Source organism: Streptomyces sp. NBC_01431, from assembly GCF_036231355.1.
Classification (GTDB): Bacteria; Actinomycetota; Actinomycetes; order Streptomycetales; family Streptomycetaceae; genus Streptomyces.
On the sequence record NZ_CP109496.1, the window covers coordinates 424,416 to 438,152 of the forward strand.

At 68.1% G+C, this 13,737-nt stretch carries 12 protein-coding genes and 2 pseudogenes; 6 read left to right on the top strand and 8 right to left on the bottom strand.

Features of this window, described 5'->3' with window-relative positions; translation table 11 throughout:
* Position 1 precedes the first annotated feature (1 nt).
* From OG522_RS02175 to OG522_RS02185, 3 genes are all read right to left on the bottom strand, one after another.
* A complete protein-coding gene (locus OG522_RS02175; RefSeq protein ID WP_329461193.1) occupies positions 2-1,816 on the bottom strand; it encodes a peroxidase family protein in 1,815 nt (604 codons plus the stop codon).
* Between the two features lie 55 nt (positions 1,817-1,871).
* On the bottom strand, positions 1,872-2,261 hold the full coding sequence (locus tag OG522_RS02180) for a hypothetical protein (RefSeq protein ID WP_329461194.1): 390 nt from the start codon (positions 2,259-2,261) through the stop codon (positions 1,872-1,874).
* A gap of 148 nt (positions 2,262-2,409) precedes the next feature.
* Complete coding sequence (locus tag OG522_RS02185; RefSeq protein ID WP_329461195.1) at positions 2,410-2,868, bottom strand: hypothetical protein; 459 nt, start codon at positions 2,866-2,868, stop codon at positions 2,410-2,412.
* A 628-nt stretch (positions 2,869-3,496) separates the two neighbouring features.
* On the opposite strand from OG522_RS02185, the gene OG522_RS02190 reads away from it, so the two are divergent.
* Positions 3,497-5,290, top strand: a complete 1,794-nt coding sequence (locus OG522_RS02190) for an alpha-L-fucosidase (RefSeq protein ID WP_329461196.1) — start codon at positions 3,497-3,499, stop codon at positions 5,288-5,290.
* A gap of 256 nt (positions 5,291-5,546) precedes the next feature.
* On the opposite strand, the gene OG522_RS02195 is transcribed toward OG522_RS02190, so the two are convergent.
* Complete coding sequence (locus OG522_RS02195) at positions 5,547-6,110, bottom strand: TetR/AcrR family transcriptional regulator (protein WP_329461197.1); 564 nt, start codon at positions 6,108-6,110, stop codon at positions 5,547-5,549.
* Between the two features lie 83 nt (positions 6,111-6,193).
* Here OG522_RS02195 and OG522_RS02200 point away from each other — a divergent pair, with 83 nt between their 5' ends.
* The gene (locus tag OG522_RS02200; RefSeq protein ID WP_329461198.1) at positions 6,194-7,078 is read left to right on the top strand and encodes an NAD(P)H-binding protein; all 885 of its coding nucleotides are present in this window, start codon (positions 6,194-6,196) and stop codon (positions 7,076-7,078) included.
* Positions 7,079-7,790: 712 nt separating this feature from the next.
* Here the strand turns inward: OG522_RS02200 and OG522_RS02205 are convergent.
* The gene (locus OG522_RS02205) at positions 7,791-8,465 is read right to left on the bottom strand and encodes a Pr6Pr family membrane protein (RefSeq protein WP_329461199.1); all 675 of its coding nucleotides are present in this window, start codon (positions 8,463-8,465) and stop codon (positions 7,791-7,793) included.
* 409 nt (positions 8,466-8,874) lie between these two features.
* Between OG522_RS02205 and OG522_RS02210 the strand changes: the two are divergent.
* Together OG522_RS02210 and OG522_RS02215 are read left to right on the top strand one after the other, a co-directional pair.
* Positions 8,875-9,020 (top strand): annotated as a pseudogene (locus OG522_RS02210) (transposase family protein); the annotation flags it as partial.
* A gap of 143 nt (positions 9,021-9,163) precedes the next feature.
* Positions 9,164-9,289 (top strand): annotated as a pseudogene (locus OG522_RS02215) (dTDP-4-dehydrorhamnose reductase); the annotation flags it as partial.
* Positions 9,290-9,413: 124 nt separating this feature from the next.
* Here OG522_RS02215 and OG522_RS02220 read toward each other — a convergent pair.
* On the bottom strand, positions 9,414-10,340 hold the full coding sequence (locus tag OG522_RS02220; protein WP_329461200.1) for an SMP-30/gluconolactonase/LRE family protein: 927 nt from the start codon (positions 10,338-10,340) through the stop codon (positions 9,414-9,416).
* 84 nt (positions 10,341-10,424) lie between these two features.
* On the opposite strand from OG522_RS02220, the gene OG522_RS02225 reads away from it, so the two are divergent.
* Positions 10,425-10,877: an Lrp/AsnC family transcriptional regulator gene (locus tag OG522_RS02225; RefSeq protein WP_329467451.1), complete on the top strand. Its 453-nt coding sequence runs from the start codon at positions 10,425-10,427 to the stop codon at positions 10,875-10,877.
* Between the two features lie 362 nt (positions 10,878-11,239).
* Here the strand turns inward: OG522_RS02225 and OG522_RS02230 are convergent, their stop codons facing one another.
* Together OG522_RS02230 and OG522_RS02235 are read right to left on the bottom strand one after the other, a co-directional pair.
* The gene (locus OG522_RS02230; RefSeq protein ID WP_329461201.1) at positions 11,240-11,734 is read right to left on the bottom strand and encodes a GNAT family N-acetyltransferase; all 495 of its coding nucleotides are present in this window, start codon (positions 11,732-11,734) and stop codon (positions 11,240-11,242) included.
* A 92-nt stretch (positions 11,735-11,826) separates the two neighbouring features.
* A complete protein-coding gene (locus OG522_RS02235) occupies positions 11,827-12,306 on the bottom strand; it encodes a MarR family winged helix-turn-helix transcriptional regulator (RefSeq protein WP_329467452.1) in 480 nt (159 codons plus the stop codon).
* A 211-nt stretch (positions 12,307-12,517) separates the two neighbouring features.
* Between OG522_RS02235 and OG522_RS02240 the strand changes: the two genes are divergently transcribed.
* Entirely contained in the window at positions 12,518-13,648 is a 1,131-nt protein-coding gene (locus OG522_RS02240) for an NADH:flavin oxidoreductase (protein ID WP_329461202.1), read from the top strand.
* The last annotated feature ends 89 nt before the right edge of the window (positions 13,649-13,737 follow it).

The following is a 13,737-nucleotide window of genomic DNA, read 5'->3' on the forward strand; positions in this document are numbered from 1 at the left end:
CTCACCGTGAAGGCCCCGCCGCGGTCCACGGCGCGAAGGCGTTGTCCACCGACCGCAGGGACGCACGCAGCCCCGGGAAGTGCCGTAGCAGCACACTGGTCATGTCATTGTTCTCGATCCAGTCCAGACCGGTCTGCGAGTACACCTGAGGCGTGTAGTCCCTGGTGAGGTACCGGTCGCTGTTGAGGCGGCGGGACGCCATCAGGACGAAGATGCGGAAGGCCGTGTCGCTGAACGCGAAGCCCCGCGGGCGGGGTTCGGCGAACATGCCCACCGAGAGGTCCACCCGCTCGATGTCCCCGTCGTAGGCCCGGCGCAGTTCCTCGGCCCAGACGGGATCGTCCGTGAGGGCGTCGAAGTCGGCGGCCGGCAGGAGGTGGAGCTGGCGCCGAAACTCGTTGTAGCGGGGCACGCCGACCTCCCGCGAGCGCAGGATGTCCACGGCTCCGAGGTCCATCAGCTTGCCGTCCGGCCGCTGGAACTCCTGTAGGAACCGCGGGTAGTTGTGCAGGGTGACCAGGCCGGGGTGCGAGGTGCCGAAGGAATAGAGGAGGTCGGTCAGGGTGTGTTTGCCGAGGACGTCGTAGGCCTTCCGCCCCGTCAAATCCCGGAAGGTGGTCTCCTGCAGCAGCGTGTCATCGGCGGCCGACCGGAAGCTCCAGTCGTCGGGGATGAGGGGGTGCATGCGGTAGACGGCGACGAACTCCTCGGTGAGCGAGTACGGGACGCCGAAATGGTCGGTGCGGCCGCCCACGATGCCGCTGAGCACCTCGCTCTTGCTCAGGCGCCCAAACAGCTTGTGCAGGCGCCCGCCCAGCAGGCCGTACCAGTTGGCGTGCATGGCGGCGACGGTTGTCGGGTGGCTGATGACGGCAGGAGTCCACTCCACGGTGTGAATCTTGGCGATGAGCGCGGCGGTGATCAGCCGGGCCCGCTGGAAGAGCTCTTCGTCGGGCCAGACGGGGTAGGCCTCGTGCAACCTGTCGCAGATCGCGTTGTGTTCGAGCAGGAAGACCATGTGCATCATGGCGAGACCCAGCCAGAAACCGGGTACGCCCGCCGGGTCCTTGTCCGGTGCGTCCGGGAACAGCGGGCCGTTGGGAACCCGCAGCCTGCCGCCCTGGCCCGCGCGCCGTGAGCGCTGCTCGTCCACGCTGGTGCCGTACAGCTGGGAGCCGTCCCACCAGGGCGAGTTGTCGTTGAGGAACGTTGGCGGCAGGCCGTCGTCCCCGGCGGGGCGAGTCGGGTCCGCGATAGTGCGCGGCACGACCATCGGGGGCGCGGGCCACGGGTCGTCGGCGGCCAGGCCGATGTGCCAGGGGCGGTCCGTGCTGCCTTGCCCGTGGCTGACCCAGTCCTTGATCATGAACTGCAGCCACGCGGCGACCAGGACGTTGACGGACTCGGCGGGGATGAACTCGCGCCGGGTCAGCAGCGCCCGGCTCACCTCACGGGGGCTCGGTGAAAGGATCCCCGGCTCGGGTTCGGGGAAGGCCCGCTCCGGTGGCACGTTGCGGCCGAAGCGCGAACGGGCCATGCCCATGCGCGGGTCCGCCAGGTCGTTGTACGTCCCGTCGGCCGTCCGCCCCGTGACGTCCTGCGCGCCCGGCGGAGCGATGTCCGGCAGGTTGCACGAGGGGTAGGAACCGGTGTCGAAGAGGTTCTTGCGGCGCAGGTTGTCCCGCAGCCCGATGAGGGTCAGTAGTCCGAGCGGTTTGGGCAGGTTCTGCCAGCCGACCTTCTGGTCGACGGCGACCGCCAGCCTGTCGTGCAGCTGCACGAACCACGGCGCGGCGCCGCGTGGTGCTGCGCTCATGAGGAGGCTCCTTCCGGCGTCTCGGCCAGGGGAGTTTGGCAGGGCGGCGCCGACGTCAGCCGGAGTCCGGTGGCCGGCACGGCCACCCCTGGGCCACGAGGGTCAGGGCGACGTTGACCGTCGAAATGACCGTGGTCGCCGCGGCCATGCGGCATGGGAGAAGGCCTGCGCGGCCGGCGCCGGCGGCCGCCAGCGCGTCGCTCGCGTGGATGAGAGTGCCGGTCCGCAGCGCCCGGACGAGCTCGTCCGCGTCCGCGGGGCACAGCAGTTGGGCGCCGATGACCACGGTGCGCACACCGAACATGCGGAGCACGTAGATCAGCGCAGGCTGCTCGGGGTCCGCGCCCAGTCGGCGGGCCATCACTCGCGGGGCCAGCAGTGCCGCTGCACCGTTCATCAGTCGGATACCGGCCAGGGAATAGCGCGCAGCGGTCCGCGCGTCCATCTCAGCGCCCCCTTCCCGGGGGACATCCAGCGGAGTGTTGCGCCCTTGGTTCGACGATATGGGAAGTGCTCCCGATGCGCGCGCTGGGATGGTGGCGCGAACGGTGGCCGCGAATGGATACGGCATCTCAGGCACCTTCGCCCCGGCTTCAGGGTTGCGGATCGCGGAAACTCAGGCCGAAATGGAGAATCCTGTGCCGCCCCCAATAGACGACGCCGAGATAGGTCCCGTGGCCGGTGCAGCGAATCTCGTCGCGGATCCAGTGGGCCAGGAGCGAGGTGTGCGAATAGTCGAGAACGATGCATTCACCGTCGTCCAGCCAGCTCTCGTCCCGGTAGACCTTTGCCCTCACGGCGCGCACTCCGAACGGCGTGACCATATTGCGCAGTTCGCCACGGTCGTAGTCGAAGACCTTGCCCTGCCAGGCGAGACGGCGCACGAGCGTGGCCGCCACGGTGGAGACCTTCGTTCCGCGCCCCAGGAGCACCGTGCCGATTCCCTTGCCCCACGGAATCCCGCCGGGCGGACTGGCGAGAAACAGCCGATCCAGCTCGGGCCGTGACATCGCCAACAGCCGGCCGGTGTCGAATCCGGTGCCGTGGCTCATCGTGCACCTCCATGAGCCCGTGCCGGTGCTCATTGGCTACAGCCATCGTAGTTCGGCCCGTATCCCTCCGGCATCTCGACCGCTCCCCGGCTACCTCGCACCCGCCGCCTTCCAACAGAGACCAACTCAGCCCGCATCGCCTCATGGCAACCCGCGTCCACGATCAAGGTGAGCCCCTCACCGCTTCACCACCTGGAAGCAGGTCACCGGCTCCACAGCAACCGCCTGAAGCGACCAGCACACCCAACGAGGCCAGTTCGGAGGCGGTGGTGCGCAAAGAGCCCGGAACGACTCTGACCCGATGTCTATGCCCAGCACCACTACTTACAGAGGATGAGTTCCGCAGCACCCGCCCGCAACTCGCCTATTCAAATCGGTCTTACTCGGACAATTAGCCATTCCACTAGACACGCCGCGACCGGGTGACCCTTAATACATCCTATGTTGGTCGAGGAGTCATCGGTGGTATCACGGATTCCATGCCGCTTCCCGAGCCTGGCAGGCCGAGTTCGTCCGACCTGCTCCGCAGCTCGCCCCCTGGAACTGGCCGCACCGCCGTCCCCGAATCTCCTTGCGCACCCGCCGTATTCGCCTTCCCGCGCCCTTCGACACTGCCAGGAGCCGCTCCATGTCCTCCGCTCTCAGTAGACGCTCCCTCATCAAGGCCGCCGCCCTCGCCGGAGGAACCGCGGCCTTCGGACTGCCGCAGGCCCTGTGGCCCGCCGCCGCCGAGGCGTACTCGGTCCCCTCGAAGATGGACTGGTGGTACCAGGCCCGTTTCGGGATGTTCATCCACTTCGGGTCCTACTCCTACCTCGGCCACGGAGAGTGGGCCTTTAGCGCCGAGAACTGGACCAAGGCCAACTACCAGGCCCAGGTGACCACCCCGTTCAACCCGACCAGCTTCAACGCCGCCACCATCGCCGAACTGGCCAAGAACGCCGGCATGAAGTACCTGGTGATCACGGCCAAGCACCACGAGGGCTACGCGATGTGGGACTCCAATGTCGCGGGCTTCACCGACACGACCGGCACCAAGCAGTACAACCTGCACGACTACAACGGCTACCAGACCGACCTGCTGGCCCAGTTGAAGACCGAGTGCGAGAACCGGGGCATCAGGTTCGGGCTCTACTACTCGATCCTGGACTGGAACCACCCCTCGCAGACCTGCGACAACAGAACTCTGTACTCCGACATGGCATCGCAGAGCGCCCGCACCGGCTACATCAACGACATGAAGGCGCAGTTGCAGGAACTTCTGGACCGCTACGACCCGGCCGTCCTGTGGTTCGACGGTGACTGGTGCGGCAATCCCTCCACACCCACGCTCACCGACTGGTGGACCGAGGCCGACGGCCAGGACCTGTACAACTGGCTGATCGCGCGCAAGCCCCGCCTCGTCGTCAACGAACGGGTCAAACGGGACCTGGGCCTCGGTGACTTCGCCTGCCCGGAGCAGACGGTTCCCGCCGCGCCGCTGGACCGGCCCTGGGAGACCTGCGCCACCATGAACGGCGCATGGGGTTACAACAGTGGGGCGGAGAACTCCTACCGGTCCGTGAAGGACATCATCCGGGAGATGGTCACGGTCGTCTCCCGCGACGGCAACTACCTGCTCAACATCGGCCCCAAGGGCGACGGCACCGTGACCCCCGGAGCCGTGACCGTCCTCAACGGCCTGGCCTCCTGGATGGCCACGTCCTCCGACAGCGTCCACGGCACCAGCGGCAGCCCCTTCGCCACCGAGCCGTCCTGGGGCAGGGTCACCAAGAAGAGTGGCAAGCTCTTCGCCCACGTGTTCACCTGGCCCACGAACGGCACGCTCCAGATTCCCGCCGTCTACAACACCATCAACCGCGTCTACCTGATGAACAATCCCTCCACGTCGCTCCCGTACACCGTCAGTGGCGGCACCATCAACGTCACCGTGCCGGCCACCGCGCCGAACGCGAACGACTCGGTGGTCTGCGTCGAGGTCAACGGTGTGCCGGCTGTTCTCGCCGAAGGTGTCTACCGGTTGGTGAGCGTCCGCAGCGGCAAGGCACTCGACAACGGCAACGTCACCACCGACGGCAGCCAGGTCATTCAGTGGACCCGGAACGGCGGCTCTCCGCAGCAGTGGACGGTCACGGGCCTGGAGCACGGCTACTACAAGCTAGTGAGCGTCCGCAGCGGCAAGGCACTCGACGACAACGGCAGCACCTCCGCGGGAGCGGCGATAGTGCAGAAGACCGACGACGGCAGAAAGCAGCAACAGTGGGCCGTCACCGCGCTGGACAACGGCCAGTACCGCATCACCAACCGGCACAGCGGAATGGTGCTGGACAACGGCAACACCGACGCGGACGGGAGCCCAGTCATCCAGTGGTCCGACAACTCCGGGGCACCGCAGCGATGGGCCATGACCAAAATCGGCTGACCGCAACACCGCAAGCCGCCCCGGGAATTGCCCGGGGCGGCTTCGTATCGCCGGCAGCGGGTTTCCCGGGCCGTTCTGCCGACCATTCGTAGGGTGCCCGGCTGGCTGCGCGAGCGGGTCGGCATGTCCCCGGCTCAACCCGGCCACCTCGTCCCAGGGTTGCGTCAGTGAGAGAGTTGCCCAGTTCGATCGGACAGACATGCTGAACGACGGTGCTCTGCTGCACCCGCGGATGATCCGAAAGCTCGGTATTGGGTCAGCGTTCGGGGCCGCGGATGCCCTCAAGCAAAAGCGCGACGTACCTACGCCAGTCACCGGTACCGGTCATGTTCGCCATGGCGCCACGGGTGATGAGGACGAAGTCCTGAGCGTGAAAATCCGTACGCAGGCGACCGGCGGCAACGGCACGCTGCACGATGCGATCGGTGATCGCCGAGAAATCTGTCTTTTCGGCGGCGATGTCGTTCCAGCTCGGCTCTTCCGGGCCAATGAGCGCGAAGCGGAACGCGGCGTCGGCCTGCGCGGACTCCAGATACGCGTAGAGCAGCGTCTCGAACGCCGCCCACGGGTCCTCGGTCTCGTCGGCGGCGCGGGCGAGGGTGGTCATCGCCTCGAACCGGCGGCCGATGATCGCCGCGAGGAGCGCTTGCTTGTCGGCGAAGTGCCGGTAGAGGGTGCCGACGCCCAGACCGGCGCGCTCGGCGATCTCGTCCATCTGTACGGCGTCGCCTCGCTGGGCGAACAGCTCGCCGGCGGCGTCGAGGACGGACTCGCGGTTGCGCCGGGCGTCGGCGCGCAGCGGGCGTTCGGGAGCGGTCATGGTCGCTCCACTCTAGTTGACGACGTGCGGAAGTTGCCCCTACATTCGGAACCGGAGTTCAGGTTCATGTTAGAGGAGATGCGATGATCGTCGTCACCACGCCGACCGGACAGATCGGCAGCCATTTGCTCCGCCAATTACTCGATCAGGACAAGGAGATCCGGGTCATCGTTCGTGACGCCTCGCGTCTGGATCACTCGGTCCGCGAGCGCGTCGAGACCATCAGTGGTTCCCACGACGATCCGGCCGTGCTCGACAAGGCCCTGCCCGGGGCCGAGGCGCTGTTCTGGCTGGTCCCGCCGAACCCGCAGGCGCCGAGCGCCGAGGCGCACTACCTCCATTTCGCACGGGCGGGCGCCGCCGCCATCGCCCGCCACGAGGTCGGCCACGTCGTCGGTGTGTCCAGCGCCGGACACGGCTGGCCGGCCCCGGCGGGCCTCCTCTCGGCGGCCTTCGCGATGGACGCCGAACTCGGCAAGTCCGGTGCGGCGTACCGGGCCTTGTCCATGCCCTTCTACATGGAGAACCTCCTGCGGCAGCTCGATGCCATCCGCGAGCAAGGCGCGTTCTACCTGACCTGTGCAGGTGACCTGCCACTGGCGTCGATCGCGACGCGGGACATCGCCGGCGTTGCCGCCGACCTGCTCACCGATCTGTCCTGGAGCGGGCAGGAGAACCTCCCCGTGTTCAGCCCCGACCGGCTTACCCCCGACGGAATGGCCGAGGTGATCAGCCAGGAACTCGGGCGTCCGGTCAGCTACCGCCGCATGAGCATCGACGACTACGCGTCACTGCTCCGCTCCCAAGGCGCGAGCGATCAGACGGTCAAGGACATGACCGAGGCGTTCGCCGCGCAGGACCACGGCATCTACGACCCGGACTGGGCGATCGCCAAGCCGACACCAACGGACTTCCGCACCTGGTGCAGGGAAGTACTCAAGCCCGCCGCAGACGCACGGGCAACCTGACGACATGAGCGCGGCTTAGCCTGCCGGAGCAGACCCGGCAGTTGTCGTGGCGATCGGGCACCCCGCTCCCTGTCGCAGCACTCGGTCGAGCTTCTCGTTCAGCCCCTTCTGCCACTGCGGCGAAGACGCCTACCTTTGCCGCCCAGCCCCCTTGTGGGCCGGTGGGTCAGCCGGGACTCAAGCCGCCGGTGTACGCCCTGGCCGAGGCGGACCGGGAGTCACCGGACGCCGTGGAGCGGAGGGCGGCTCGGCCTGGGAGCCCGTGTTACGTGCTCGTTGGTGTCGGCTGTCGCAGAAGTCCACTGGTTGCGCCACCTGTTGTCCTCCACCGGCGGCCTACGTGCTGTGCTGGATCCACAAGGAGGCAAGGCTGACGAGGGCTGTGCCGGATCCGTAGCAGATGCCTCGGAGCACGTGGCCAGTGGCGGTCCGCCGATGACGCGCCGTCCAGGAAAGCAGTCGGCGTAGAGGGCGGGCGGTCTTGCGCCCGGGGGCTGGGGCGGGGCTACTGTGCATGGCGGATGCCCTTCACCTTGAGGGTGTTCGCGCGAGGAGCCCTTTCGACCCGGTGGGCAGTGGAGATACACACGATCAGCCCGACAAAACCCCAGCCCAGCGACCGACCTCAAGGCATGCACCGGACGCCCCCCATCCCGCTGAGGCCATCACCCCGCCCACTCACAACTGGTCAAACCCGCTTGCCCAGTTGCCCTCAGGTCGTCGTCATTTCCCGGTCACGGCCGTCATGCTCACTGATGCCGGTGCCGCCACTTTCGCCACTCCTGCTCCGCGCGTTGGCATACAGGACAAGCAGCGATGCCACCAGCGTGAAGGCCAGCGTGATGATCACCGACCAGATCGCCACGTGCCCATAGCCTCCCGGCTTGCGGGGGTCGAGGAAGTCGTACGGATACCAACCGGCACTCGGCCCGCGCAGCAACGAGTAAGCAAGGTAGAGCAGCGGGAAGGCCAGCCACGGGAGAGACCTGGTCCAGGGGATACGGCGCAGTGGAGGGCGCAATATCCAATCGGCGAGGAAGACGGCCGGCATGACGCCGTGCACGACGTCATTGGCCCAGATGATCGTGTGCGCGTCGATGGTTCCGGCCAGCAAGGTCCAGTAGACCGCTCCGGTGATCACGAGATAGAGCGTGGCGGCGCCGCGCAACAGCTCGGGGACGGGGCGGGTGGCCCGCAATAGGGCCAGCCCACCGGTCAGCAGGACGGTGGCGCCGAGCAGGTTGGAGAGATTGGTGAAGTACGAGATCCAGTTCGCGGCGCCCTCGTCGGTGTGTACTGCCTGGTTCAGTGAAGTGGCGAGGGCGGCGACGGCCAGCAGCGCGAGCCCTGCCTTGACCGACCCTTCCAGCCTGGTGCTTAGTGACATGGCCTGGATGTTACTTGCGTGTAGACCGGCGGAGACCTCAGCGTCGCGCCGAGGTGCTGAACTCCCGGGACACCTGGTCGACAGCCCCCGCGGCACGGGCTCCATCCACCCCCTGGCTGCGCCGTACGTGCTGGTCCGGGGCCTTGCACTCGCGGTCCTCACCGCCCACCAGTTCCTGATCCATTCGCTACCCACAGCACGTGCGGCACGGGGGGGGTCTCCTCCCACGACGAGCACCCGGCCGAGCAGCTCACCTCCCCCGCCTGTCCCCAGGCGAAAGCACCAGCACCCACCCGAGCACCGGGACCGTCGACTGCGCGGAGATCTACGGCAATGGCAAGGCGATCCGCAGCCGATGGCCGAACTCCGTAAACGGCTCGACCGCCGGTGAAGTACGACGGCGTACGGACTCGCGCCGGCCCATCTGCGGTGCGGGACGCCTATGCCCAACTCGCCGCCGGATTCCGCGTCCGGGCTGCGGCGGTCTACCGCTACATACGCGAGGCCGTCGAGGTCCTGGCCGCCACCGCCCCTACCCTGGCCGAGCTGATGAGCGGCATGCACACGAAGGGGGTCCGGCAGGCCTGGGCAACCGGGCACGCCGTGACGGCGACCTTCACGAGCAGCGCCGGCGACATCTCCGGGATCCGCTGGATGCCTAGGGACCTCCGGCGCAGCCAGGAGATCACACCAGTGCCGCCGGCCGCCGCGCCGACACCGGTTCCCCAGGGGCGCTGGACGTCCGCTTGGACAGCACCCCGACGCAACGCACCTTGCGCACCACGCTGCGCGGTGCCCGCGACTTCCTCCGGCGCGAGCACTGACGCGTACCTCCTTCCTCAACACCACCAGATCAGAAGCGAGTTCGCCGTCCCGCGGGCCAACTCCGGCGCTCAACAGGGCCAGCTCAAGCCCTCACGGACCGGCGGAACAGGCGACCGCCAGGGTTCAGGCCCGTACCCGTGGCAACCCGGTAACACTCATCACCACCGAATAGAGAGAGGTATTGGCGGTGATGAAGAGGCGGTTGTTCTTGGGCCCGCCGAAGGCGACGTTGGAGACGGGCTCGGGGATCAGGAGCCGTCCGATGAGCGTGCCGTCGGGGTCGTAGCAGTGCACGCCGCCCGCCATGGCGGCCGCCCAGAGCCGCCCGCCGTCGTCGAACCGGATGTTGTCGAACCGGCTGCCGCCGTCGGAGGCCTCGGCGAACACCTTGCCGTCCGAGAGCGTCCCGTCCTCCCCCACGTCGAAGACGCGGATGCACCCACCCCGAGTGTCGGACACGTACAACTGACGCTCGTCGGGCGAGAAGACGAGCCCGTTGGGCGCCTCGAACCCGTCCGCGACGATCCGCACCTCGCCGGTCGACGGGTCGGCCCGGTAGACGTGGCAGCCGCCGATCTCGGGTTCGGCGCGGATGCCCTCGTAGTCGCTGGTGATGCCGAAATCGGGGTCGGAGAACCAGACGGACCCGTCCGAGCGCACGACCGCGTCGTTGGGACTGTTGAACCGCTTGCCCTCGAAACGGTCTGCGATCACGGTGATCCGCCCGTCGGGCTCGGTGCGGGTGACCCGGCGATTGCCCTGCTCGCAGGTGATGAGCCGCCCCTCGCGGTCGAGCGTGTTGCCGTTGGGATGCCCGGCGGGCGAGCGGAAGACGGAGACCGCGCCGGTCGCCTCGTCCCAGCGCAGCATCCGGTCGTTCGGGATGTCGCTCCAGATGAACTGACGCCACGCGGGCAGGTAGAGCGGCCCCTCGGCCCAGCGGCAGTTGTCGTGGAGCACCTCAAGCCGGTCGTCCCCGGCGGTGTACCGCCCGGTCCGGAACCGCTCGTCCAGGATCTCGTACAGCGGTGTGTGGGGCTGGAAGGACACGGTATCCCCTGACGTGATCGAACTGAATGACATTCTCTGGATCACGACTATGCCAGAACGAGATATGGTTCGGCCATGGGAAACGTGGACGAGATCGACCGCAGGCTGATCGCCCTGCTCCAGCAGCACGCCAACACGGCGTACGCGGCGCTGGGCAAGGAGGTGGGGCTCTCGGCCGGCGCCACGCATGAGCGGGTTCGCAAGCTGCGCGAGCGCGGGGTGATCAGGCGCACGACGGTCGAGGTCGACCCCGCGGCCCTGGGCCAGGGCGTACTGGCCTTCGTGATGGTCGACTCCACCTCGTGGATGGGCGACTCGGCGGCGGCCTTCGCGGCGATCCCCGAGATTCAGGAGGCCCATGTGATCGCGGGCAGCGCCTCGGTGCTGGTGAAGGTGCGCACATCGACGACCGAACAGCTCCAGGACGTCCTGCGCAGGCTGTACGCGATCGACGGTGTGAGCGGCACCCATGCGACGGTGTCCCTGGAGACGTTCTTCGAACGCCCGGTCTCCCCGCTGCCTCCGGCCGGAGGCTGACCGAAGGGTCGCGGGGTGGGGCCGGGCGCGGTCACCGGCATGGGCCGAATCTAGGAACGGGGCCAGCCACCCACCCGCACCCCCTGCCCACACACAATGCCGTCGAGCTGCCAGCGCGCGCCCTACGCGGGATGCCTGACCTGCCAAGACGGGCTGGGGCTGCCTTTCATGTTCATGCCTTCGTCCGCGGCGGATGGCGCCCCGCACGCCGACCTGTACCGGCGCAACGCCAACGGCCGACACCTCGACGCCCTGGCCGCCGAACGCCGCGAACGCGCTCGCATGGGTAGCGAGAAGGGCATCCATCGGCGCGGACGCCCTTCTCGCCGTGGTCGCACGGCCAAGCGGACCCGGTGGTCTGCCTAGTTGTTCGTCAGGTCCTTGGTCATGACCAGTTCCCTGCCCGTGCCATCGGCCAAGAGGTCGCCCAGCACATCGGTGTCCCTGAACCCGTGGCGCTCGTAGAGAGCAGCAGCCCGCTTGTTGTCCGGCATCACGGACAAACTCAGAGACTTGGCACCCCGCTCCGCAGCCCACCGGGCAATCTCCCGGATCAGGCAGTCGCCGACCCCACTGCCCCGGGCCGCGGGACTCACCCACATCGAGATCAGCTCAACGCCGTCCTGCTCGCCCGGAATGCCGCTGGCCATCCCCGCAGGACGGCCGTCAACCACGGCGACGACATTGTGTGCGCCGGGGATCTCCATACGGGCACGCCAGCGGTCTTCGCGATCACCAGCTCCCTGCCACTGGGCGAGCGTCGACCCGAACGCGTAGGGCGCCTCCGCCAGGGCTGCCTGTCGCAGTTCCCGCCAGATCGGCCAGTCGTCTGATTCCAAAGTGCGCAGTTCAAGCATGACGCAGACCCTGCCGTACCGGCGGAAGCAATGGCAACGGGATAACGTCCGATCTCCGTACCGGTGCACCTCTGCGGTCACAGGCACTAGGACTAGGTGGCCCGCGGCGCGGATTCCTGCCCGGTCGGCGGGTGGCACGCGGCGTGGGCGTCGGCTTCCTCCGTGCGCGGCCAGTACCGCCCTTCGAGGGCCTCGGCGCTGCGGTTGAGCCGAACCAGGGCGTCCTCCAGCTGCCGCACCTCCTCGGGGGACCAGTCCGCGACCACCTGGGCCAGGCACGACCGGTTGACATCACGGTCTCCGGCAAGCCGACGCCCGCCTTCGGCCGTGATGCGCAGCTTGCGGGCCATGCCGCCGTCCGGGTCCGCGACGCGCTCGGCCAGTCCGCAGCGCAGCAGTGCCGCCGTCTGGCGGTTCACAGTCGAGGTGTCGAGCCCGAAGGCTTCCGCCAACTGCCCGATGGACATGGGGCCTTGGGTCTCGATCCGGCTGAGCAACAGGTACGCCGACCGCTCCAGGCGTTCGGCATCGCGCTCGCGCCGGGCCAGCACCTGGTACCGCGAGAGCAGCATCAGCTCCCGCTCCAGTTTCTCCAGCACTGCACCTCCCGCTCCTTCCGGCGCTTCATTATCGCGGACCCATGGACCGGTCGGCCTCGGCGGGGTGGTCTGAGGACGACTCCGCGGGAAACCGGGCACGGCAATATGCATGATACATAACATGTGTACTATGCACTCCTCGTTGTGACTCCGACGAGCCACAGCCTCAACCCGGAGGACCCGCATGCCCGACACCACGCCCACCGCATCCCGCGCGGCAAAGATCCTGTCCCGGCCCATCACCCTGAACGGCCTGACCGTCCCCAACCGCATCGCGATGGCTCCGATGACGCGGATGTTCTCCCCCGGCGGCGTACCGGGCGAGGACGTGCAGGCGTATTACGCCAGCCGGGCCGCCGCCGGTGTGGGCCTGATCGTCACGGAAGGCACCTACGTCGGCCACGAATCCGCCGGCCAGAGCGACCGGGTGCCGCGGTTCCACGGCGAGGACCAGCTGGCAGGGTGGGCGAAGGTCGCCGCAGCCGTACACGAGGCGGGCGGCACGATCGTGCCCCAGCTGTGGCACATAGGCATGGTCCGCAAGCAGGGTGAGGCACCGTACGCCGACGCACCCGCCGTCGGGCCCTCCGGCATTCGCGTCGACGGCACCGAGGGCACCGGCAAGGCCATGTCGCGCACCGACCTCGACGACGTCATCGGCGCCTTCGCCGACGCAGCCGCAGAGGCCGAACGGATCGGCTTCGACGGGATCGAACTGCACGGCGCCCACGGCTACTTGCTCGACCAGTTCCTGTGGGAGCGCACCAACCGCCGCACCGACGCGTACGGCGGCGACGCGGTGGCCCGTACGAAGTTCGCCGCGGAGATCGTGGCAGCGGTCCGCGAACGCGTGGCAGCCGACTTCCCCGTGATCTTCCGCTACTCGCAGTGGAAGCAGGAGGCGTACGACGCCCGGCTCGCGCAGACCCCGGAGGAACTGGAGGCGATCCTGGCTCCGCTGGCGGAAGCGGGCGTCGACGCCTTCCACGCCTCCACCCGGCGCTACTGGCTCCCGGAGTTCGAGGGCTCGGACCTGAACCTGGCGGGCTGGACCAAGAAGCTCACCGATCGGCCGACCATCACCGTCGGCTCGGTGGGCCTCAACGGCGACTTCATCCGCTCCTTCGCGGGCGAGGGTGCGGCGCTCGGCGACATCGACAACCTCCTGGACCGCATGGAACGCGACGAGTTCGACATGGTCGCCGTCGGCCGGGCCCTGCTCCAGGACCCCCAGTGGGCGGCGAAGGTCCTCGGCGATCGCTTCGACGAACTGAAGCCCTACGACGCGGCAGCGCTCACGTCACTCAGCCGGTAACCGAAGCCGGCTTCGGCTCAAGCGACGCGACGGTGGCGGCGTAGCGGTACGTGCACACGATCCTGCTGGCGGTTCGGAGGTCCCGCCGT